Genomic DNA, 20,866 nt, shown 5'->3' with positions numbered 1-20,866 from the left:
TCGATGAACACTTACTCAAAGCTGGAACTGTTTTGCCGCGAAGTGGAAGTTCAGGTTGGTGTTCTCACCGAGTCGCTTTCTGTTCTGAAAACGCAGCCGTTGTCGATCGCAGAGTTGAATCGATCAAGTCAAGCAGCCCATGCGACTTGGGGAGCAGCGCGACTGATGAAATTGGAAGCGATCGTAGAGCTAGCAAATTTAATCCATCAATCCTTGCTCGCGGCTCAAAACAAAGCGGTCACGCTTTCTCCGGAGCAGGTTGAGAATTTGCTGTATGCTAGCCGTTTTCTGTTGAATATGAGCAAGGCGGCAACAGGAGATCTTGATCAATGGTTGAATGAACATTCCTGGAGTTTAGGCATCATTCAAACTGCCTTAAGAGCGACTGCTGCATTAAATCATGGTTTATCCAGCAACCATTCATCAGTAGGGCAATCAGTAGAGGCAACGGTTGATCAAGTTACTGCATCGCATCAGATTGCAGCTTCTACAAGTTCTTTACCCTCTACAAGTTCTTTACCCAGTGAGGCAACCGTTGATCAAGCTAAATCAGAACCCCCGATCGCGCTCATTGAAGCACCGAAATCGCCTGAAGCATCGCCCAGCGTAGATGCTTCGATGCTAGATTTATTTCGGTTGGAAGCAGAAGCACAGGTCGTAATTCTGAATGACGGAATCCTTGCCCTGGAAAATAATGTTCAATCTGGGCAAGCGCTAGAAACATTGATGCGAGCGGCTCATTCCCTCAAAGGGGCAGCGCGAATTGTCTCACTTGACGCGATCGTTAACCTGGCTCACGTTATGGAAGACTGTTTTGTTGCGGCTCAACAGAGCAGAATTACACTCAATCCAGATAATGTTGATGTACTGCTGCAAGCGGTTGATCTGATTCAGGGCATCAGTCAAGTTAGCAATTCAGAGCTTTCTCAATGGTTAAAGCGCAATCACTCAGCATTTGAATCCATACGATCGACGATCGCTGCAATCCTTGATCCAGCTGTTCAAGCAGCCCAATCCAGCCAGAAGACCCTGATCGAGCCTGAGCGCTTAGACCGTGAACCAAACACCGAAGAAGCTCTTCACCTATTGGAAGCAAACCGCTCAAAACAATCTGCAACCGTTGAGCAATCCGAGCAAGCCATCCAAGATCGGGTAGTGCGAGTCAGCGCAGAGAACTTAAACCGCATTATGGGACTCGCAGGAGAGTCATTGATCGAAGCAAACTGGCTTCAACCCTATGCAGACTCAATGATGCTGCTAAAGCGACGACTAGGGGAACTGTCGCGCAGTCTAGAGCAGCTTCAGACTTCGCTCGATCGCGGCATCTATGACCAAGAAAGCAGAGAACGCCTGCACGAAGCTCGCCAGCGCGAACAGGAATGTTTCGGCTTCTTGGGCGATCGCTTAACCGAGCTTGAACTTTATGCCCAACGCACCGCAAATCTCTCTGATCGCCTCTATCGAGAGGTCATTTCCTCAAATATGCGCCCGTTTAATGATGGAGTGCAAGGCTTTCCGCGCATGATTCGCGATCTTGCTCGGAAGCTGAATAAAAAAGTCAAGCTAGAGATTATTGGCAAATCTACCCCTGTCGATCGCGACATCCTCAAAAAGCTCGAAGCGCCCCTCACTCACATTCTCAGAAACGCCACCGACCACGGCATCGAATCCCCTGAAGAGCGCATTGCGGTTGGAAAACCCGCAGAAGGCACAATTCGCCTCGAAGCGCTGCATCGAGGGGGAATGTTAGCGATTACGATCGCCGATGACGGTAAAGGAATCAATCTAGAACAGTTGCGTCAAAAGGTGATTAAGAAGAACCTAGCAACATCAGAAATGGCAGCACAATTGAGTGATAGTGAACTTTTGGAATTTTTATTCCTGCCAGGGTTTTCTACTGCCAAGCAAGTCACGGAAATTTCTGGACGGGGAGTAGGCTTAGACATTGCGAAAAGCATGGCGCAAGAAGTCGGAGGAACCGTTCGCGCCATGTCTCAAGTTGGTAAAGGAACAAGCTTTCACTTTCAGTTACCGCTGACTTTATCGGTGGTACGAACCTTGTTAGTTGAAATTTCAGGGAAACCTTATGCAATTCCCCTAGCCCGAATTGATCAAATCGTCAGAGTAGAACGATCGCAAATTAGTGATGTTGAAAACCGCGAATATTTCACCCTGAATCAACAGCACATTGGTTTGGTTGCCGCGCATCAAATTCTCGAATTGCCAGAGCTAATGTCTCAGGATGCAGCCCTTTCTGTGGTCGTGGTTAGCGATCAATCCCGTCCTTACGGGCTGGTTGTGGATAAGTTTTTGGGCGAACGTGATCTAGTAGTGCGGCCCCTTGATCCCCGTTTGGGAAAAGTGCGTGACATCAGTGCAACTTCACTGCTTGCCGACGGAACTCCGATCTTGATTGTAGATGTTGCTGATATGGTGCGATCAATTGATATGCTGCTGAATTCTGGACAGCTCGCAAGAGTGAATTCTCTCGAAGCCGATGTTCCTCTTGAGAAGCATAAGAAAATTTTAGTGGTAGATGATTCAATTACGGTGCGCGAAATGGAACGTAAGCTGCTCGAAAATCGCGGCTACACCGTGGATGTTGCCGTGAATGGTGCAGAGGGCTGGAATGCCATCCGAACGAACCAGTATGACTTGGTGATCAGCGACATCGATATGCCCCAAATGAATGGAATTGAACTGGTGAAGCACATTAAAAATCATTCTCGCTTGCATTCGTTACCTGTGATCATTGTGTCTTACCGCGATCGCCCAGAAGACCGGATTCAGGGACTCGAAGCAGGCGCAGACTACTATCTCACCAAGAGTAGTTTTCATGATGATGGTTTGATTGATGCGGTTGTCAGTTTGGTAGGTCGTTGAACATGAAAATTGCGATCGTCAACCCTTCTATGCACCAGATTGCAGCACTCAAGCAAGCGCTAGCGCAGTATCAGTTAATCTGGACAGCGCAGAGCGCTACAGAGGCAGCCGCAAAATGTCTTCAGACTCTACCTGATGTGATTCTGATCGATGCTCAATTACCTGCTGCGACGACTGAGCAAATTCTAAAACTGGCTGCCTGTAGCGTTCTGATTACAACAACAGACCTGCGAGAACACATCTCGGCTGTTTACGCTGCGATCGAGCAAGGGGCGATCGATGTTGTGGATATCTCTGGTCTAAGTGATGATCGCGCTGGAACAACGGAGCTTCTAGCCAAAATTTCGAGAATGGGTAAACGATTGACCTCAGCGCATCGCAGTTCATCTGCTTACAGTCGAACCGCTCACAAAGATGGATTGATGCCGCTGATTGCGATCGGCTCATCCACCGGAGGGCCAAAAGCACTCGCTACGATTCTTGCTGAACTCCCAACCAACTTTAGAGCCGCGATCGTCATTGTTCAGCATGTGGATGCTCATTTTTCGGTAGGCTTTGCAGACTGGTTAAGCCAACAAACACGCTTACCTGTGAGAATTGCAATGGCAGGGGATCGACCCGAACGCGGAACAGTGTTAGTTGCAGGCACAAACGATCACCTCTATCTAAAATCCGATCTCACGCTCGACTACACACCGTACCCAATCGAGTACGTGTATCGACCCTCTGTTGATGTGTTTTTCAAAAGTCTAGCTCAACACTGGAACCGTCAAGGAACTGCAATTTTACTCACCGGAATGGGACGCGATGGCGCACAAGGATTACAAGCACTGCGCCAGCAGAACTGGCAAACGATCGCGCAGAGTCAGGAAAGCTGCGTGGTTTATGGAATGCCGAAAGCTGCAGTCGAGCTAAACGCTGCGATCGAGGTGCTTTCCCCAGCCGCAATTGCTGCAACTCTGTCTACCCTAAGATTCACATAACTATGACTTCTTCACTCGATGAACAAATCACAGTGCTACTCATCGACGATCAAACGATTATTGCTGAAGCAATCAGGCGAATGTTGGCCTCAGAAGTAGACATTGCCTTCCATTACTGTAGTGATCCGACTGAAGCACTAGATTTTGCTGCACAGTGCCATCCAACAGTGATTCTACAAGATCTAGTCATGCCGCAAATGGAGGGACTATTACTGGTTCAGTTCTTGCGATCGCGGGATGCAACAACGTGCTTTGTTCCCTTAATTGTGCTGTCGAGCAAAGAAGACCCAACGATCAAAGCGAAAGCCTTTGAACTAGGCGCGAATGACTACTTAGTAAAGCTTCCTGATGCAAGAGAACTGATTGCTCGGATTCGCTATCATTCCAAAGCTTATCTAAATTTTCTGAAGCGACAAGAAGCAGAAGCCTTGTTTAAGGCTGAAATTCTCCGCCAAGCAGCTTATATCGAGCAAGTCGGTAAAGTGACAACTGCCGCATCCGATGTCGAACGGGATGCGTTTCAACCTGATGTTTTATCTGAGGTTGCAAAGCGTGATGATGAACTCGGACAGTTGGCGCGGGTGTTTACTCACATGGTTAAAACCGTCAAAATTCGGGAAACTCAACTGATTGAAGCGAACCATCAGCAAGAAAAATTACTAGAAGCCTACAGTCGCTTTGTGCCGAATGAGTATCTGCGCTTTCTGCGAAAGAAAAGCATTACTGAAGTGAAACTCGGCGACCATGTGAGTAAAACAATGGCAGTCATGTTTTCAGATATTCGATCGTTCACGACTCTATCTGAAAGCATGACACCGAAAGAAAATTTTGCCTTTGTAAACGCCTATCTACAGCGAGTCAGCCCGGAGATTCGCAATCATCACGGCTTGATTGTTAAATTTCTTGGTGATGGAATGATGGCTGTGTTTCCAGAGGGTGCAGATGATGCGATCGCGGCAGGAATCAATCTATTTCGAGCCGTTGAACAATTCAACCAAGACCGTCAAGGTGAACAGCCCATCCAAGTTGGAATTGGCATTCATGTGGGTCATATGATGTTAGGCATGATCGGCGAAGAGAGCCGAATGCAGGGTGATGCTTTTTCCGATAATGTTAACCTGACGGCTCGTTTAGAAGGTTTAACTAAGTTCTATGGTGTATCACTATTGCTCTCACAGCAAACGTATGAGAATCTAACTGCTCCAGAACAGTATCAACTGCGATTTCTCGATCGTGCCATCGTAAAAGGAAGAAGCGAACCTCTCTCAATTTATGAGGTTCTAGATGCGGAGCAAGAAGCAGTACGATCGCTCAAGCTTCAAACACAGCCAGACTTTGAGCAAGGCATAAAACTTTACTGTCAGGGGGATGCGATCGCGGCGAAAACATCCTTTGAGAAAGTTCTGGCGGTGAATGCTATGGATAAAACCGCACAACTTTACCTCAGCCGAGTCAATCAACTGATCGATCAAGGAATACCCAAACAGTGGAACGGAGTTTGGACGTTTACTGAGAAATAGACCTCTACTTGAGAGGTGCGCTATTCACAATCACGCACCTCTCAAGCGATGACATTAGCGACTACATTGAGGACATCTCCTGCTGTACTCTTGTTTTCACCGCTTTAAACTCAGTTGCCATTTGCTCCTTCTCTTCGGTGCTGCAATTTTTGTCGATCGCAGCAAACATAGTGCTTTCTTCTTGGCGAATATGGTCGCCCAAGTGCTCCATCAAATCTTTGATCTTGGAGCGAAACTGATCCGCCGATGCAGGATCGATCGACTTAATTTCCTCTAGCATCGGTCGCCATTCAGCTTGTTCGCCGTAAAGTTCCTGAGTATTTTCGTCGCCGTAGAACGATCGAATTCTCGGATAGACGACTTCTTCCTCGGCTTTCGCATGTACCAAGATGTCCTTGTAGAGCTGCCCGAAATACTCTTGCAGCTTCTGCGGATCTTTTGTTGCGCCAATCTCAGTGAAGATCGTATTCACTTTGTTGTGATCCAACCGAATCAGGGTTTGGATGTTCATGTCCTGTTTATCGGTGTTTTGGGTAATCACACTCCCTGCAACACCTGATAAAGCGGCAACTGCGTCTTGTACCCGCGCCCAAATTCCTTGATCCGCATCCATCCCAGTCATTTCGCGGACTCCAACTTGTTCGAGCATTCCTTTGAGTTGTTCTTGGTGCGCTCGACCTTCAAAGTTCACGGTGTTGAGTGGCGCGATCGCAACTTCGATATCTGCTCCCACTTTCTGAGCCGCTTTGTGAATGTTGATGCCGCTCATCGCTTGACCATGCTTCATCAGTTCGTGGTGAATCAGCTTTTGATAGTACGTAAACTGATCACCCTCCATCATCTTCTCAAAGTTCTCGATAAAGATGCGAGTCGCTGGACTTGGCTCAGCTTGAATCCCATATTGCACAATCACGGTTTCGACGATGCCCAAGTTTTTGCGATCGTCTTCGAGCATATTCTGCAATCGTTCACGAACATCGTCGTAGGGGCAAGCATCAATTAGTTTTTGATCGTTTGAGAGAATCAGGCTTTGAAACGCTTTGAGATCTGCTAACCGTTCGCCGATCATCAATCGTTTTGTATCATCTAAGGTTGCAACCATGTTTAGTTCTCCTATAGGTACTGATTTGTTTGAGGCATCGACAAAATAACACTAGAGCTTGCCGATCCCCTGAATTTTGAAAGGGACTGCACCACTATCCACCTAACTGGAGTTAGATCTTGTAAATATAGCGCTCTTGTTTGAGCCATAAAGGCTAGAAGGAAATGGCCCTCCTCAACTAATTGAGAGCTGCCATGTAACTCAATCACTGATTTCGCTCTCTAGACAGAGGTCTAGACGGTCAAGGCATTAGTAGGTTTGTTTAATTTAACTATGACGAACGTAACTCAAGCGCCGCTCGAATCAGCTACTCTACCGAAGCGATTCGTTTTAGCCAGTATTTTATTAGGAATGGGCTTTGCAGGATTTTTTGATGGCATCTTTCTCCATCAAATTTTGCAGTGGCATCATATGTTAAGCACTGTGCGACCGATGACAAATATGGCAGATGTGAAAGTGCATTCGGTGGCAGACGGTTTGTTTCATGCTGCAGATTATTTCTTGACGATCGCAGGTGTGACGCTGTTGTGGCGATCGCATCTAGCCGATGAACTGCCAAAATCGAGTCAGCCCTTTATCGGTTTAATCTTGCTAGGGGCAGGGTTGTTTAATACGTTTGAAGGGATTATCGACCACGAAATTCTGGGAATTCATCATGTGCATTCCGGTGCTCACTATATGCTGTGGGATCTAGCATTTTTGGGGTTTGGCATATCGCTGATCATTGCGGGATACAAATTAGTTGAGCGATGGAAAAACCCTCAAGAATCTATGTCTTGAGGGTTCAACTATAGGCTGATTTAGTTAACAGATTGGGCCGCTAGAAATGAGGTGTTCGGACTTAATTAGGTTGCTTACCCAAAGCAATCTAAGCAACTGTTGAACACTCTTTTTTTTTGGGGAATATCATGTTTTTACATACGAAGCGTTTGCAATATTTTACGCCACCCTCTAAACCCGATCCAATTTACGCTAAAAAGCTACAAGAGCTAATTGGTGGCTCAATGGGTGAAATGACTGTGATGATGCAGTATCTATTCCAAGGTTGGAACTGTCGCGGCCCTGCAAAATACCGCGATTTGCTGCTAGATACTGGAACCGAAGAAATTGGCCACGTTGAAATGCTGGCAACAATGGTGGCGCATCTATTAGATAAAGCACCTGTTGAGATGCAGGAAGAAGGAGTTAAAGATCCGGTTGTGGGCGCAGTGATGGGTGGAACAAATCCTAGAGATGTGATTGTTGCTGCAATGAACCCTCAGCACGAAATTGTGTCAGGTCAAGGTGCAATGCCTGCCGATAGCGTCGGTTTCCCTTGGAATGGTCGCTTTATTACTGCAAGCGGTAACTTATTGGCGGATTTCCGATCGAACTTACATGCAGAGTCTCAAGGTCTGATGCAAACTGTTCGCTTGTATGAAATGACGGACGATCCAGGCATCCGCGATCATTTGAGCTTCATGATTGCACGCGATACGATGCACCAAAACCAATGGTTGGCAGCGATCGAAGAATTGAGAAGCGATGGTTTTGAAGATGTTGTGACTCCGAAGATTGCTCACGAATACGGTAAGCGCGAGTATGCTTATCAGTTCTGGAACAATTCGGAAGGAGAAGACAGCGCAGAAGGACGCTGGGCGAAAGGACAATCGATGGATGGTAAAGGACAGTTCGAGTATGTCGCAAATCCTCAACCGCTCGGCCCGATTCCTGAACCGCCGCAACCGAAGCCCAAACTTCATGCAACTCCGGCTACAACCGCCATGCAGAAGACTAGCGATAATCCGGTGAAGAACATTGTCGAGGGTGTTAAAGACGCGATCGACGGCTTCAACAAATAGTTAATTGAAGCGGGGTAAGCACAGAGCTTACCCCGATCGTTCCAATTAAAACGAGGATTGTTTGCCTTGTTTTAATTCCTGCTGCAAAACACGCTGATAGATTCTGGGCAACGCATCACTCATTGAGTTGGTTTCAATCCCATAGCCTAAGCTTGTCCAAGTCGGAGACAGAATCTTCAACACTCGATCGACTTGTCCTTTTCTGAGCAATTGAGGAATATCTACCCCCCAAGCTTGGGAGTCACTGAGCCAGCGATAAACCACTTCATCTTGATACTGCGGCTCAAAGCTGTAGTTCTGCCACATGAAAAAGCCGTCGGGAGCCGGATGGTAGCGTCTTGCTTTCTCTTGCCAAGTGGTCGTGATGAACTGATAGCGCCCTGCTGCGGTCGTGCAGTTTCCAATATTAGGGCCATTGACGATCGTAATACAGCGATCGGGATGCTCGTTTAAGCTCTGTGCATAAGTGCCACCATACATTACACCATAAGGATTTCGCACGTTTGACTCACTCGCCGAGATGGTTCGCATCAGCGCCCGAACGTATGGATCGCCGCCCTGCTTAACTAAGGGCGCATCTGCTCCGCGTCCTGAACCTTCAAACGTCAGAAATTCGGGGCGCTTCCCTTGCAAATGCCCAATGATCAGAACGATCGCCAACAAAATCAAGCTGCGAACGAGCCAACTACCGACATTTTGCTCAAGCGTGTCGGGTTTTGGAGCTTCTGGCTTTGGAGAATTTGCTTTCGTCATACAACAGATTACGCACTCTTGAGCATTTTAGCTTCTTTATTAGCCAGTCATCTTGTTTAACAAGGGTGCAGCTCCTAACAGCGATTGGGTGTAGGGATGCTGAGGATGTTTAAACAAAGTCTGAGTTTCACCGAGTTCAACAATTTTGCCGCCGTTCATCACTGCAATGCGATCGCAGAAGTATCGCGCTACCCACAGATCATGCGTGATAAATAGATAAGTTAAGTCAAATTCTTGTTTGAGATCCTGCATCAATTGCAGCACTTGAGTTTGCACTGTAGCATCTAGCATACTAACAGGCTCATCGCAGATTACTAATTTAGGACGAGTGATCAGGGCACGAGCGATCGCAACGCGCTGCTGCTGTCCTCCGGAGAGTTCGCCCGGATAGCGATGGTAAAACGATTCAACTGGAGTGAGTCCGACTCGTTCTAGAACATATTCCACTTCTTGCCGCGCTTTTTCTGGGGTTGCAAGGTGGTGAATCAGAAGCGGGTCAGCAATACTTTCGCCGATCGTCATGCGCGGATTCAGACAAGCGTGGGGATCTTGAAAGATCATCTGAATTTGTCGTCGCTGTTTTTGCAGTTGTTCGCGATTGAGGCGGGTTAGATTTTGTCCAAAAAATTCTACTTTGCCGCTAGTCGGTCGAAGTAAGTGCAAAATCGTGCGAGATAAGGTGCTTTTACCACAGCCTGATTCTCCAACTAAACCCAAGGTTTCACCCGGATAAAGTTCAAGATCAATGCCATCCACAGCGCGGATAGTGCGATCGTTTTTGTCGAACAAGCGAGAGATAAAGTTAGATTCGATCGTATAGTGCTGCTTCAGTTCAGATAACCGTAAGATTGGTGCAGCACTAGCATGATTACTTTCAACAATAGAACCGGAATCTTTTTGCAAATGCAGCGCTGAATTAATCAGTGTACGAGTATATTCCTGCTGAGGAGAACGAAAAACGGATTGCGTTGAACCTGCTTCAACAATTTCGCCGTCATACATTACAGCAATCTGATCGCAATATTCCGCAATCATTGCGAGATCGTGAGAGATCAAAATCAGCGCCATATTTCGCTCACTACATAGGCGCGTCAACTCTTTCAAAATCTGGGCCGCAACCGTCACATCTAAACTTGTTGTCGGTTCATCTGCAACGATCAGTTTCGGATTTAGTAATAAAGCAAGCGCGATCGCGACTCTTTGCCGCATTCCACCACTAAATTCGTGCGGATATTGTGACCAGCGACTTTCGGGAATATTGACGGCTTTTAAGGTGTCGATCGCTCGTTGTTTTGCGGCTTTTGTCGATAAGTTTGGTTCGTGCGATTTCAGGGTTTCTAAGCAATGATCGCCGATCGTCATGAGCGGATCGAGTCGCGTCATTGGGTCTTGAAAGATCAGCGCCACCGCTTCACCTCGAAACTTCTGAAGCTCAGTTTCGGACAAATCAAACACCGATTTACCCTCAAACTTCACCTGCCCTTGGATTTGGGCATCAGATAACAATCGCATCGCTGCCCGTCCGAGCGTGGACTTACCACAGCCCGATTCACCGACTAAGCCGAGTCGCTCTCCGGGTTGCAGCGTAAACGAAACATTTTTCACAACTGCGTTTTGTCCAGCCCGATATGCAACGGTAAGGTCTTCAACGCAGAACAAAGAATCGTTCATGATGGTGCGATCGCTATTTTTTGACTGCAATCACTTTAGCTCATCTCGTTCAAATCGCCTGACTCAACTGGCGAAATCGATGAGTTTCTCAAGTCAAGCAAATTTACCAGCCTTGAGTCGCTAACCATCCAAGACTGTTATCGGTAGCCTATTGACGCGGGATTATCAGCGATCGGACTCATACCAAATTGATCTGTCGCATTCTATGTTGAATTCGGTATCACTTTATTTTGTCGAACGATGTCCGCTCATACCAAATTGATCTTTAATTGCTACAAATCTTGGAAGCCCCCTAAATCCCCCACGAGTGGGGAACTTCAAGCCAAAGAAGGATTAGGTTCTCAAAGTCCCCCAGAATGGGGGATTTAGGGGGCGAAGGATCTGTCGCATTCACGAATTGACTTGGTATCAGATATAACGATCGCGCTATCAAGTAGCAGAATTCCTAAACTCGATACCGTAATTGCAAAACTAAAAGACGGAATTCCTAAACTCGATACCGTAATTGCAAAACTAAAAGACGAATTCGTCAACTCGATACCGTAATTGCAAAACTAAGTAACAGAATAGAAAAACTAAAAAACGAAATTTCTAAACTCGATACCGTAATTGCAAAATCAAATAATACAACTTCTTAACTTAATGCTCTGGGTGAAAGTTAGAAACTTGAATCGCGAAGTTCTACATTGGCGTTGGCAATCGTGAAACGTCACTCTACGCATTGAAACAGGGTAATTCTATGGCTGGTTAGATCGGTAAACGATCGATATCCCGATTCGTTCCAATTACCACGATTGCGGTTCCCTTCGTAATGTACATATTTGGGTTGGGATTGATGATGAATTTCCCATCCTTGCTGAACGCAAGCAGGTTTAAGCCATAGTTTGATCGCAGTTGTAGCTGCGCGATCGATTTACCGTGGAAGCTTTCGGGGGCAATCATTTCGACGATGCTGTTTTCAGGATCGAGGTCAAACCGATCTAAAATTCCGGGCTTAGTCAGCGATCGTGCCAACGTGCAGCCCATTTCATGTTCTGGAAACACCACATGATCCGCGCCCACTTTCTTCAGCAGCTTTTCGTGGATTTCTGAAGATGCTTTTGCCACTACATGCGGCACACCGCCCTCTTTTACGTTCATCGTTGTAATAATACTTTCCTGAACGTAATTGCCGATCGCCACAATTACTGTATCTTGCTCAAAAATTCCCGCTTCTCGGAGTGCAGCAGGCTGAGTCGAATCGATTTGACGAGCATGAGTGACGATGCGATCGTTCAACGCTTGATCAACTCTGCCTTTATCAGAATCGGCCGCCAGCACTTCATAGCCAGAATTGTGCATCGTCGCGCAGACTGCTCGCCCGAATCGCCCCAAGCCAATCACCGCAAACTGTCGATTTTTATTGTTCGATCGTAAACTGTGAAAGAATCCCAAAGATGATAGATTCACGATCTCTTGTGCCTCTCAATGATCTCGATCAATCATAATAGTTTGAAAATGTTACCCGACTAGCAGATTTTCTTCAGGGTAATTTACAAAGCTCGGCTTCGGATCGCCCAGAACTGCACTCATCAACAGCAAAACGCCCACCCGTCCGACATACATGACCGTCACGATCAGAAGTTGACCGGGAATGGATAAGTTTCCAGTTCCAAAGGCGGTTAATCCAACCGTCGCGAACGCAGATACGACTTCAAATAAGATATTGATAAAGCTAATCTCCGGATCAGTCAGCGCAATTAAGACTGTTGCAGTAATAACCGTTGTAATCGAGCCAATCAACACAGCAACCGCTTTCAAAATCAGCGCCACTGGAATCTCACGGTTTGACGACAGCACTACTTCTTTTCCTTGCAGTACCGCTCTTGTACTATCCAGCAGCACTCGCAGCGTTGTGGTTTTAATACCGCCGCCTGTACTACCCGGACTTGTACCGATAAACATCAACGCGATCGTAATAAATAATCCAGCAGTGGTCATTTTAGTAATGTCGATCGTGTTGAATCCAGCCGTCCGGGGAACAACTGCCTGAAACCAAGCTGCCATGAGTTTGTGAGGAAAACTCATGGCACCGAGCGTATTCGGATTGCGGAATTCGGTTGCGAGAATGGCGATCGTTCCCATAATCAACAGCACGATCGTCATACTAACTGCGACGCGAAAATTCAACGAAAAACTGGTTCGTCTGGGATTACGGCTGAGGCGATCGCGTCCCCAAAAATACATCTCCATAATCACCTGATAGCCAATTCCGCCAAAAATAATCAATCCTGACACGGTGAAATTGACGATCGGATTGGTAGCGTACTGGATCAAATTATCCGAAAACAAGCTAAATCCAGCATTGTTAAACGAATTAACACTGTGAAAAATCGATTGCCACAGCGCCCAAAGCGGTCGATCGCTAAACTGCGGCAGAAACACCGTCATCAGCAAAATCACCCCGGTTAGCTCAAACAGTAGAGTGGTGGCGATAATCGACTGTAACAACCCCGTCAATCCCGACAATCCCGGCACGTCGAGCGACTGCTGCACCGCAATTTTTTCTCTTAGTCCCAACCGTCTACCCAGAAATAACAGCAAAACTGTCGTTGCCGTCATGTATCCCAGTCCACCCACCTGTACCAGAATCACCATAAATAATTGGCCCCAGAAGGAATAAAACTTTCCCACATCCACGACAGATAGCCCGGTTACACAGACGCATGAAGTTGACGTAAATAAAGCCGTGACGAGGTTGTTCCATTCGCCACTGGCAGTCGAAATCGGCAGCATCAAAAGACCCGTTCCGGCGAGAATAAGAGCAAGGAAACCTAGGCAAATAGTACGAGAGACAGTCATAAACGAAGTGCGAGAAAGAGTACGATCGAGCAAAATTGTAAATCTATTTTGCTGTGAATCTTCTATTTAAGCTGCTGAAGCTCTGGATTCGGATTCAGTTTCCCACAGTCCGATCGCTTTCCACTCAAGACCTCGATCTCTGGCTACAAGATCCCGCCCGAATACCTCCTATTCTTCTGGATGCTCGCACTGTGCCAGAATTTACGGTGAGTCATCTTAAAACTGCCCAGCGAATTGATCCGCGTCAGCCAAACTGGAAGCACTTACCCAAGAATTTTGCGATCGTCGTATATTGCTCGGTGGGATATCGCAGCGCTAGAGTTGCCCAACAGCTTCAGAAGCATGGCTTTACTGATGTATGGAACCTAGAAGGCAGCATCTTTCAATGGGCGAATGAGGCGCGATCGCTTTACCAAAACAACGGGCGATTGGTGCGATCAGTTCATCCCTACAATGCCCGATGGGGAAAGTTGCTAAAACCTGAATTGAGAGCCGCGATCGATGAACAAACGACGTAATGATTTAGACTGGCTGCGCGTTTTTGCGGTTGCAGTGTTGATTTATTTTCATGCAGCAGCGGTGTTTTATCGCGGCGATTTGGGTGAGTTTTATGTGGTGAATCAACCTACCAGTTCGGCGTTAGGATTCCTGATTTTGTTCATTCATCAGTGGCACATGCCGCTCTTTTTCTTTGTTTCTGGGGCGGCAAGTTGGTTTGCTTTAGAGAAGCGATCATCCAAAGATTATCTCAAAGAAAGAGTGCAGCGGCTATTAATCCCGTTCGTGTTTGGATTGTTTGTGCTTGTGCCGCCACAGGTTTATCTTTCACTGCTTTCACGATCGCGCTTTCAAGGCTCTTACTTCGAGTTTTATCCCCAGTTCTTTAACGGAATTCGTCCTGCTGGAAATTTTGAATGGGCGCATCTTTGGTTTATTGTTTACCTGTTTGTTTTCTCGCTAGTTGCACTACCGATATTCTCATTTCTAAAGTCTGCGAATTACCGAGTCAACTTGATTCTACTCGCATTACCTCTTGCGTTGATTGAAGCGATATTTCGACCGAAATGGATTGGATTTCAAAACTTATACGATGATTGGGCGAATGTGTTGCTATATCTGACTTACTTTATTTACGGATATGGCTTAGTCGCTCGATCGCAGTTTACCGAACTGCTCGATCAATATCGTTCTTGGATTATCGGAAGCGCGATCGTGCTGATGTCAATTTTCATCGGATTATGGATTGCTGATGTCGTTCCCGATCGCGCTTACTCACTTGCATACATGAGCTATCAAGCCTTTCGAGGAATAAATTCTTGGGTCTGCGTTCTCGCATTTCTCAGCTTAGGACAACGCTTTTTCCAACATCGCAATGCAATTCTAAATTACCTAAATGAAGCAGCGTATCCAGTGTATTTGTTACACCAAACGCTTCTAGTCACGATCGCGTTTTTCGTGGTGCAATGGAGCGTCAATATTGCTGCAAAATTTCTAATCATCAGCAGCGCAACCGTCTTGATCACGCTCTTGGTTTATGAATTGTTCGTGCGTAAAATTTGGATCACGCGATCGCTTCTCGGATTGAAATAATATGTCTCGTGTTTCCATTATTATCCCGACCTTAAACGAAAGCCGCAGCATTGATCGCACCCTCAGACAGCTTGCAATTCTCGCCCCCGCTGCTTGGGAAATCATCATCGTCGATGGCGGCAGTACAGACAACACGATCGCTCTTGTCAAGCAAACTAATCTCGCTCAAATTCTTCACTGCGATCGTCCCAGTCGTGCCATTCAGCTCAATCACGGAGCTGCCCAGGCAACGGGTGACATTCTCTGCTTTCTCCACGCCGATACTCAAATTCCCGACGACGCGATCGCGCTAATCCGCGAAACTCTAGCCGATCCGGCTATCGCCTGCGCTGGCTTTATCTCGATCATGACCGGCGATCGCAAAACACGTTGGGGAATCTCTCTGCACAACTTTCTCAAAACCTACTACGCACCCCTACTTTTTCGTCCTCATCTCTTTATCAAAGGGTTGCGTTTACTATTTGGCGATCAAGTCATGTTTTGTCGCAGATCTGACTTCTGGGAATGTGGCGGATTCGATGAAGCGCTCCCCATCATGGAAGACGGCAACCTCTGTTTACGGCTGATTCGCAAAGGCAGAATTCGTCAAATCAATCGCATCGTCCAAAGCTCCGATCGTCGAGTCGCAAAATGGGGAGCCTGGAAAGCGACCGCTCTCTATCTATACATCGGCATACTCTGGGGGCTTGGTGTCTCTGCTACAAGATTGAGACGCTTCTACAACGATATTCGCTAACCCTAACCTTTAAACAAACCTAATGGTAGAGCAAGGTGTAGAGATCCCAGTGCCACAATAAAATTTATTCATCAAATTTTAGATCTGTTCTGGAGACTCTTTTTTATGCACTCGGATTTTCGGGCGATTCAAGCCTCATCGCCGATCGCAACTATTCGCGTTGATAGCGATACTACCGCCATTTCTGAAGGACTGATTGCGATTGCGTTGCCTTTTAGCATATTTTTTACAGTTTTGGCCCATAAAAAGCAAAAACGCCAGACTTTAAAGCGACAAATTGAAATGTTAGAACGCCTGTGGCAAAAGAGCAGCGACAGAATTCAATAGTCCAGTTCAGAAACAATCCAAAAAACGAATAATGACTGCGTTAGATTTTGCAATCTAGGGTAAATTATGGTGTCTCCTCCGAACAAAGAATCTATTAGGACTTGAGAAACACCATGAAAAAATCAAACGCGATCGGCATTCTAGCTGGACTCGCTCTAGCAACCAGTCTTACTGCATGTTCCGGTTCAGAGCAAGCAGCTCCCCCTTCACCTCCTGCATCGCCCGCTGCACAGCCTGCGACATCAGTTGAGAAAGCCGGAGATGCCAAGAAGCCAGGTACAGCAGCTAAAAAGTCTGGAGAAGCGACAAAAGCCAAAGCAGGCGAAGCAGTTAAAAAGACAAGCGATGCAGCCAAGAAAACTAACGATGCTGCAAAAGAAAAATCAACCGAATCCGCTCAGCCTCCTGCTCAGAAGAAGCAGTAAGCCTAGAGTCACAAATGGGGTGGAAGAATTGAGAATAGACTTTCCAACTCCAAACTGACCCGCTACAATAAACGAAGGATTTGCTGCGGCGTTGGTGACTGCCAACAATGTTTTATGATCTATGTTTTTTGAATCTGGGAGTCAAAAAAGGCTGATGGCAGTAGACCGAGCTTGTACTCGGAAACTTCAAATCCGCTACTTCGACACCCACCTGGTTTTAACCAGGTCAAAAGCTGAGGTAAGACGGCGCTGCGGTGTCCTACTTTTTCGATCCCTTACTGATTAAGTGAGGGAATTTTTATTGCAAAAAATTCTATTATTTCTTGTTCACGAAAGTTTGATTAAAATTTATTATGAAATCGATTTTTGATTGAATTTTATGCCAACAATGTTTTAATTCAGAACTCTGAAAATCCGTCGATCGAGAGATCAAATCTCTGCATTTTGGCGCGAGAAATTTAGCATAAATGATTAAAAAATAGTCTTGATCGTTTTGATCTTCTCACACCTATTTCAGTGCTGTAAGTTAACAGGATCACATACCGCCGCTTCTAACCCTTTCTAACCATTGTCCTCTACTTGTATCGATCAGTTAATCCCTTGAATATTTACCGATCGCCCCAAATCCCTCTTGCTTTGCCTGCAACCGTACATCAGCTAGACAATGGACTAACGCTGATTCACCATCATCTCCCCGCAACTGGAGTCAGCGCAATCGATGTCTGGGTGAATGCAGGCTCGATCGTAGAACCGAATGAGTGGTCGGGAATGGCTCATTTCCTTGAACACATGATTTTCAAAGGAACGAGTAAGCTTGCACCCGGAGCATTTGATCAAGCGATCGAAAACCGGGGCGGAATGACGAACGCAGCCACGAGTTATGATTACGCGCACTTCTATATGACGACCGCATCAAAAGATTTTGCGGAAACCCTACCCTACCTGGGTGAACTGTTGCTCAATGCGGCAATCCCCGATGATGAGTTTGGGCGGGAACGCGACGTTGTCCTGGAAGAAATTTTGCAGACTTATGATGATCCCGACGCGATCGCATTTCAGGTGCTGTCGGAATTGGTCTATCAGCGGCATCCCTACGGCAGACCGATTTTAGGAACAGAAGAGAGCTTAATGCCGCGATCGGCAGAGGAAATGCGATCGTTTCATCGCACCCACTACCAACCGGAAAATATGACTGTGGTGGTTACGGGCGATATTGCTCTCGACGAAGCAAAACTTCAGGTCGAAAAAGCGTTTCATCCATTCCCCAATTCAATGTCCTGCCCACGGCACGAAGCGGAAGCCGAACCGCCAATCACCAGCATCCGACGCGAAGAACTCTATCTACCCAGACTCGAACAAGCTCGATTGCTGATGGCTTGGATTGCGCCAGGAGTTGAACCGCTCCAGCAGGATGATGCCGACGAGCCGCTCCCCTGGAAACGATTTGAGCGATCGAACCAACAAGATCCATTAAAAGCAGCCTGTGGACTAGATTTGCTCTCAGCCGTTCTTGCCTCTGGGCGCACCTCACGATTTGTTCAAGAACTACGCGAGGAACGTCAACTGGTGCAGGCGATCGACTGTAGCTTCTCTCTACAACGGGATTCGAGTTTATTTACAATTGCCGCTTGGCTCGATCCCGAAGATTTAGAGCGAGTCGAAGCGCTGATTTGCGATCGCTTGTCTCATTTGATGACGATCCCCATTGCTCAGGCTGAACTCGATCGCACAAAACGACTACTCTGCAACGATCACGCCTTCTCAACTGAAACCCCCGGACAGCTTGCAGGACTATACGGCTATTATCATTCTCTCGCTCAAATCGAAGCCGCGATCGCTTACCCTCATTGGATTCAATCGTTCACAACCGAAGATTTACGCGATCTGGCGAGTCACTATCTTTCGCCCTATCACTATGCTGCGATCGTCGTGAAACCGATGTAACTAGGTTGCTAGAATCAACGCATGTAGTTTTCAGAACGATCGTGACTTCAACTATCACCCTGTCTCAAAATCGAATGGTTCACCACACTGTGTTAAGCAATGGCATCACAGTGCTTGTCACCGAAAATCCATCGGCTGATATTATTGCGGCTCGTTTGTTCCTGAAAACTGGAAGCCGTTGGGAGCCATACGATAAAGCGGGACTTTCGCACCTCGTCGCAGCGGTGATGACGAAAGGCACAGAAGATCACTCGTCCTTGGAAATCGCAGAACGAGTTGAATCGATCGGAGCAAGTTTAGGCACAGATGCCGCTTCGGACTATTTTCTACTCAGCTTAAAAACTGTCTCCGCCGATTTTCCTGAAATGCTGGACTTGGCAGGAGAACTTTTACGATCGGCAACTTTTCCAGAGGCAGAAGTTGAGCTAGAACGACGGCTCACACTCCAAGCCATTCGCTCTCAGCAGGAGCAACCCTTCACGGTTGCGCTCGATCGTTTACGCCAGACAATGTACGGCGAACATCCTTACGCGCTTTCAGGTTTGGGAACGATCAGTACCGTCGAGAAGTTGACCCGTCAGGATCTCCAAGACTACTACAAAACATACTTCCGCCCCGATAACTTGATCATCAGCATTGCAGGTCGAATTACACCGGATCAAGCGGTATCGCAGGTTGAAGAAATTTTAGGAGACTGGAAGGCACCCTCGACACCGGTTGCGGATCTCACATTACCGATCGTCACATCCAATCCAACCCGCAACAGCATTCCTCAAGAGACACAGCAATCGATCGTCATCCTCGGCTATCTTGCGCCCTCGGTTCAATCGAGTACGATGGCAGATTACGCTGCTCTCAAGTTGCTAAACACCTATTTAGGCAATGGTTTATCCAGCCGGCTGTTTGTTGAACTGCGTGAGAAGCGAGGTTTGGCTTATGAAGTGTCTGCCTTTTACCCGACGCGGCTTGATACCTCATATTTTGTTACCTACATGGGTACGGCTCCAGGAAATACAGCGATCGCGCTTTCCGGCTTGAAAACAGAAGTCGATCGCCTGTGCGATGCACCTTTGAGCGAAGAGGAGATCCAGACTGCCAAAAATAAGCTACTCGGGCAATACGCCCTGGGTAAACAGACCAACTCTCAACTCGCACAAATTTTTGGCTGGTACGAAACCTTAGGATTAGGGGTCGAATTTGACGCGCAGTTTCAAGCCGCGATCGCCAACGTCACCCCAGAAACCGCACAAGAAGTTGCTGGTCGGTATTTTGGTTCTCCTTACGTTTCTTTACTAGGCCCAGCAGAGGCGATCGAGAATTTGCATCTTGCCTAATCCTTGCTGCCATACCACTGTCCCCGAACGCTTATTTCTTTTTGACATCTTCAGGCATTCACCACTATCCCGCGTTGAGCCATACCGCTCAAATTTGGATAGTCAACTAATAGTCAAAAGGTGTCTAAAGACCTTCAAAGTCACCCAATCGATCGCCCAAAAAGAAACCCTCGAAGTTTCGAGGGTTCTCTAAAAGCCGTGATACACCAAAGTTTTAGAACGGAGAGAGAGGGATTCGAACCCTCGGATAAGTCACCCCATCACAGCATTTCCAGTGCTGCGCCTTAAACCACTCGGCCATCTCTCCAGATGGGCAGCTTTTTCAAGCCACAGAATTCATACTATAGCAGAACTTGGTGCATCCTTGAGATCTGTTTTTTGAAAATGGCTTGAAATAAGGCAAATTCGGGTCGGCGCTTCCCCGGGAATGCTGGGATGGGGTGACTTATCCAAGGGTTCGAATGCCTCTCTCTGAAGAAAAGTTTATTTTGACATCAAGAGAAAATATCTCTGATCAGTTTGTGGCTAAAAGTACAGTCAGAGAATAAAAGGAATTTCAAGAGGTTTAGCCACCTATAAGGTTGACTATAGGTGGGTATGCGATCCAGAAGAGCTAAAGGCAGTGTCAATGTTCAAGACAACAATGGATCTATTCGGCTAAGGTGGACTTACTTAGGCAAGGCATATAAAAGACTTGTTGGGAAATAGGTAATAATAGACAAGACCAACAGTATGCCGCCAGATGCTTAACCTTGAACGCGCACTGAACCAGGATCGCCTGCTGCGATGCGAGCATTAACCGGGCTGAATCGAAACGCTTTCGATGCCTTGCTGCCCAGTTTTGAGCAAGCCTATGAAGCCAGTCGCATTGCGGCAAAGCCTGTGCGAAAACGGGCAAGAGGCGGCGGGCGCAAAG

The 20,866-nt window shown here is 46.9% G+C and carries 17 protein-coding genes, 1 tRNA gene, 1 other RNA gene and 1 pseudogene; 14 read left to right on the top strand and 6 right to left on the bottom strand.

The window, feature by feature from the left end; all coding sequences use genetic code 11:
* Positions 1 to 3 precede the first annotated feature (3 nt).
* From NC980_RS04755 to NC980_RS04745, 3 genes are read left to right on the top strand one after another with little or no spacing between them, the layout of a single operon-like run.
* Positions 4 to 2,883 carry a hybrid sensor histidine kinase/response regulator gene (locus NC980_RS04755; RefSeq protein ID WP_190377645.1) on the top strand — a complete coding sequence of 960 codons (2,880 nt, stop codon included), beginning with the start codon at positions 4 to 6 and terminating at the stop codon, positions 2,881 to 2,883.
* Positions 2,884 to 2,885: 2 nt separating this feature from the next.
* A complete protein-coding gene (gene cheB / locus NC980_RS04750) occupies positions 2,886 to 3,866 on the top strand; it encodes a chemotaxis-specific protein-glutamate methyltransferase CheB (protein WP_190377644.1) in 981 nt (326 codons plus the stop codon).
* Between the two features lie 2 nt (positions 3,867 to 3,868).
* Complete coding sequence (locus tag NC980_RS04745; RefSeq protein ID WP_190377643.1) at positions 3,869 to 5,386, top strand: adenylate/guanylate cyclase domain-containing protein; 1,518 nt, start codon at positions 3,869 to 3,871, stop codon at positions 5,384 to 5,386.
* 61 nt (positions 5,387 to 5,447) lie between these two features.
* Here NC980_RS04745 and NC980_RS04740 read toward each other — a convergent pair whose 3' ends face one another.
* Positions 5,448 to 6,488 carry a hemerythrin domain-containing protein gene (locus tag NC980_RS04740; protein WP_190377642.1) on the bottom strand — a complete coding sequence of 347 codons (1,041 nt, stop codon included), beginning with the start codon at positions 6,486 to 6,488 and terminating at the stop codon, positions 5,448 to 5,450.
* A 273-nt stretch (positions 6,489 to 6,761) separates the two neighbouring features.
* Here NC980_RS04740 and NC980_RS04735 point away from each other — a divergent pair, with 273 nt between their 5' ends.
* Together NC980_RS04735 and NC980_RS04730 are read left to right on the top strand one after the other, a co-directional pair.
* Positions 6,762 to 7,268, top strand: coding sequence for a DUF2243 domain-containing protein (locus NC980_RS04735; RefSeq protein WP_190377641.1), 507 nt, complete (start codon positions 6,762 to 6,764; stop codon positions 7,266 to 7,268).
* 128 nt (positions 7,269 to 7,396) lie between these two features.
* Entirely contained in the window at positions 7,397 to 8,329 is a 933-nt protein-coding gene (locus tag NC980_RS04730) for a manganese catalase family protein (RefSeq protein ID WP_190377640.1), read from the top strand.
* Positions 8,330 to 8,374: 45 nt separating this feature from the next.
* Here NC980_RS04730 and NC980_RS04725 read toward each other — a convergent pair whose 3' ends face one another.
* The 4 genes from NC980_RS04725 to NC980_RS04710 all read right to left on the bottom strand — a co-directional run bounded on the left by NC980_RS04725 (position 8,375) and on the right by NC980_RS04710 (position 13,594).
* The gene (locus NC980_RS04725) at positions 8,375 to 9,082 is read right to left on the bottom strand and encodes a glycoside hydrolase family protein (protein ID WP_190377639.1); all 708 of its coding nucleotides are present in this window, start codon (positions 9,080 to 9,082) and stop codon (positions 8,375 to 8,377) included.
* A gap of 39 nt (positions 9,083 to 9,121) precedes the next feature.
* On the bottom strand, positions 9,122 to 10,753 hold the full coding sequence (locus NC980_RS04720) for an ABC transporter ATP-binding protein (protein WP_190377638.1): 1,632 nt from the start codon (positions 10,751 to 10,753) through the stop codon (positions 9,122 to 9,124).
* 747 nt (positions 10,754 to 11,500) lie between these two features.
* Positions 11,501 to 12,202 (bottom strand): NAD-binding protein, encoded by a 702-nt coding sequence (locus NC980_RS04715; protein WP_190377637.1) that lies wholly within the window; start codon positions 12,200 to 12,202, stop codon positions 11,501 to 11,503.
* 51 nt (positions 12,203 to 12,253) lie between these two features.
* The gene (locus NC980_RS04710; RefSeq protein WP_190377636.1) at positions 12,254 to 13,594 is read right to left on the bottom strand and encodes a TrkH family potassium uptake protein; all 1,341 of its coding nucleotides are present in this window, start codon (positions 13,592 to 13,594) and stop codon (positions 12,254 to 12,256) included.
* 53 nt (positions 13,595 to 13,647) lie between these two features.
* On the opposite strand from NC980_RS04710, the gene NC980_RS04705 reads away from it, so the two are divergent.
* From NC980_RS04705 to NC980_RS04670, 8 genes are all read left to right on the top strand, one after another.
* Positions 13,648 to 14,112 (top strand): rhodanese-like domain-containing protein, encoded by a 465-nt coding sequence (locus NC980_RS04705; protein ID WP_190377635.1) that lies wholly within the window; start codon positions 13,648 to 13,650, stop codon positions 14,110 to 14,112.
* Entirely contained in the window at positions 14,096 to 15,184 is a 1,089-nt protein-coding gene (locus NC980_RS04700) for an acyltransferase family protein (protein ID WP_190377634.1), read from the top strand. The genes NC980_RS04705 and NC980_RS04700 overlap by 17 nt, the downstream gene beginning before the upstream one ends.
* A gap of 1 nt (position 15,185) precedes the next feature.
* Positions 15,186 to 15,920, top strand: coding sequence for a TIGR04283 family arsenosugar biosynthesis glycosyltransferase (locus NC980_RS04695; protein WP_190377633.1), 735 nt, complete (start codon positions 15,186 to 15,188; stop codon positions 15,918 to 15,920).
* Positions 15,921 to 16,025: 105 nt separating this feature from the next.
* Positions 16,026 to 16,247 (top strand): hypothetical protein, encoded by a 222-nt coding sequence (locus NC980_RS04690; protein ID WP_190377632.1) that lies wholly within the window; start codon positions 16,026 to 16,028, stop codon positions 16,245 to 16,247.
* A gap of 113 nt (positions 16,248 to 16,360) precedes the next feature.
* On the top strand, positions 16,361 to 16,672 hold the full coding sequence (locus NC980_RS04685) for a hypothetical protein (protein WP_190377631.1): 312 nt from the start codon (positions 16,361 to 16,363) through the stop codon (positions 16,670 to 16,672).
* 77 nt (positions 16,673 to 16,749) lie between these two features.
* Positions 16,750 to 16,934, top strand: a non-coding RNA gene (ssrS, locus tag NC980_RS04680) — 6S RNA.
* A 338-nt stretch (positions 16,935 to 17,272) separates the two neighbouring features.
* Complete coding sequence (locus NC980_RS04675) at positions 17,273 to 18,616, top strand: pitrilysin family protein (RefSeq protein ID WP_190377630.1); 1,344 nt, start codon at positions 17,273 to 17,275, stop codon at positions 18,614 to 18,616.
* Between the two features lie 41 nt (positions 18,617 to 18,657).
* Positions 18,658 to 19,950, top strand: a complete 1,293-nt coding sequence (locus NC980_RS04670) for an insulinase family protein (protein WP_190377629.1) — start codon at positions 18,658 to 18,660, stop codon at positions 19,948 to 19,950.
* Between the two features lie 220 nt (positions 19,951 to 20,170).
* Here the strand turns inward: NC980_RS04670 and NC980_RS04665 are convergent.
* Positions 20,171 to 20,257 (bottom strand) — tRNA-Ser (locus NC980_RS04665).
* Positions 20,258 to 20,692: 435 nt separating this feature from the next.
* Between NC980_RS04665 and NC980_RS04660 the strand changes: the two are divergent.
* Positions 20,693 to 20,866, top strand: a pseudogene (locus tag NC980_RS04660) (IS5/IS1182 family transposase); the annotation flags it as partial.

This window comes from Leptolyngbya sp. AS-A5 (assembly GCF_039962495.1).
In the GTDB taxonomy this organism is placed as follows: Bacteria; Cyanobacteriota; Cyanobacteriia; order Leptolyngbyales; family Leptolyngbyaceae; genus Leptolyngbya.
The sequence above is the reverse complement of the archived record's forward strand: the minus strand, read 5'-3'. Positions and strand labels throughout refer to the sequence as shown.

Excerpts from the sequence above, each read along its gene's own strand:
- NC980_RS04755 (WP_190377645.1), top strand. The coding sequence starts at position 4 with ATGAACACTTACTCAAAGCTGGAACTGTTTTGCCGCGAAGTGGAAGTT.
- cheB (WP_190377644.1), top strand. The coding sequence starts at position 2,886 with ATGAAAATTGCGATCGTCAACCCTTCTATGCACCAGATTGCAGCACTC.
- NC980_RS04745 (WP_190377643.1), top strand. The coding sequence starts at position 3,869 with ATGACTTCTTCACTCGATGAACAAATCACAGTGCTACTCATCGACGAT.
- NC980_RS04740 (WP_190377642.1), bottom strand. The coding sequence starts at position 6,488 with ATGGTTGCAACCTTAGATGATACAAAACGATTGATGATCGGCGAACGG.
- NC980_RS04735 (WP_190377641.1), top strand. The coding sequence starts at position 6,762 with ATGACGAACGTAACTCAAGCGCCGCTCGAATCAGCTACTCTACCGAAG.
- NC980_RS04730 (WP_190377640.1), top strand. The coding sequence starts at position 7,397 with ATGTTTTTACATACGAAGCGTTTGCAATATTTTACGCCACCCTCTAAA.
- NC980_RS04725 (WP_190377639.1), bottom strand. The coding sequence starts at position 9,082 with ATGACGAAAGCAAATTCTCCAAAGCCAGAAGCTCCAAAACCCGACACG.
- NC980_RS04720 (WP_190377638.1), bottom strand. The coding sequence starts at position 10,753 with ATGAACGATTCTTTGTTCTGCGTTGAAGACCTTACCGTTGCATATCGG.
- NC980_RS04710 (WP_190377636.1), bottom strand. The coding sequence starts at position 13,594 with ATGACTGTCTCTCGTACTATTTGCCTAGGTTTCCTTGCTCTTATTCTC.
- NC980_RS04700 (WP_190377634.1), top strand. The coding sequence starts at position 14,096 with ATGAACAAACGACGTAATGATTTAGACTGGCTGCGCGTTTTTGCGGTT.
- NC980_RS04695 (WP_190377633.1), top strand. The coding sequence starts at position 15,186 with ATGTCTCGTGTTTCCATTATTATCCCGACCTTAAACGAAAGCCGCAGC.
- NC980_RS04690 (WP_190377632.1), top strand. The coding sequence starts at position 16,026 with ATGCACTCGGATTTTCGGGCGATTCAAGCCTCATCGCCGATCGCAACT.
- NC980_RS04685 (WP_190377631.1), top strand. The coding sequence starts at position 16,361 with ATGAAAAAATCAAACGCGATCGGCATTCTAGCTGGACTCGCTCTAGCA.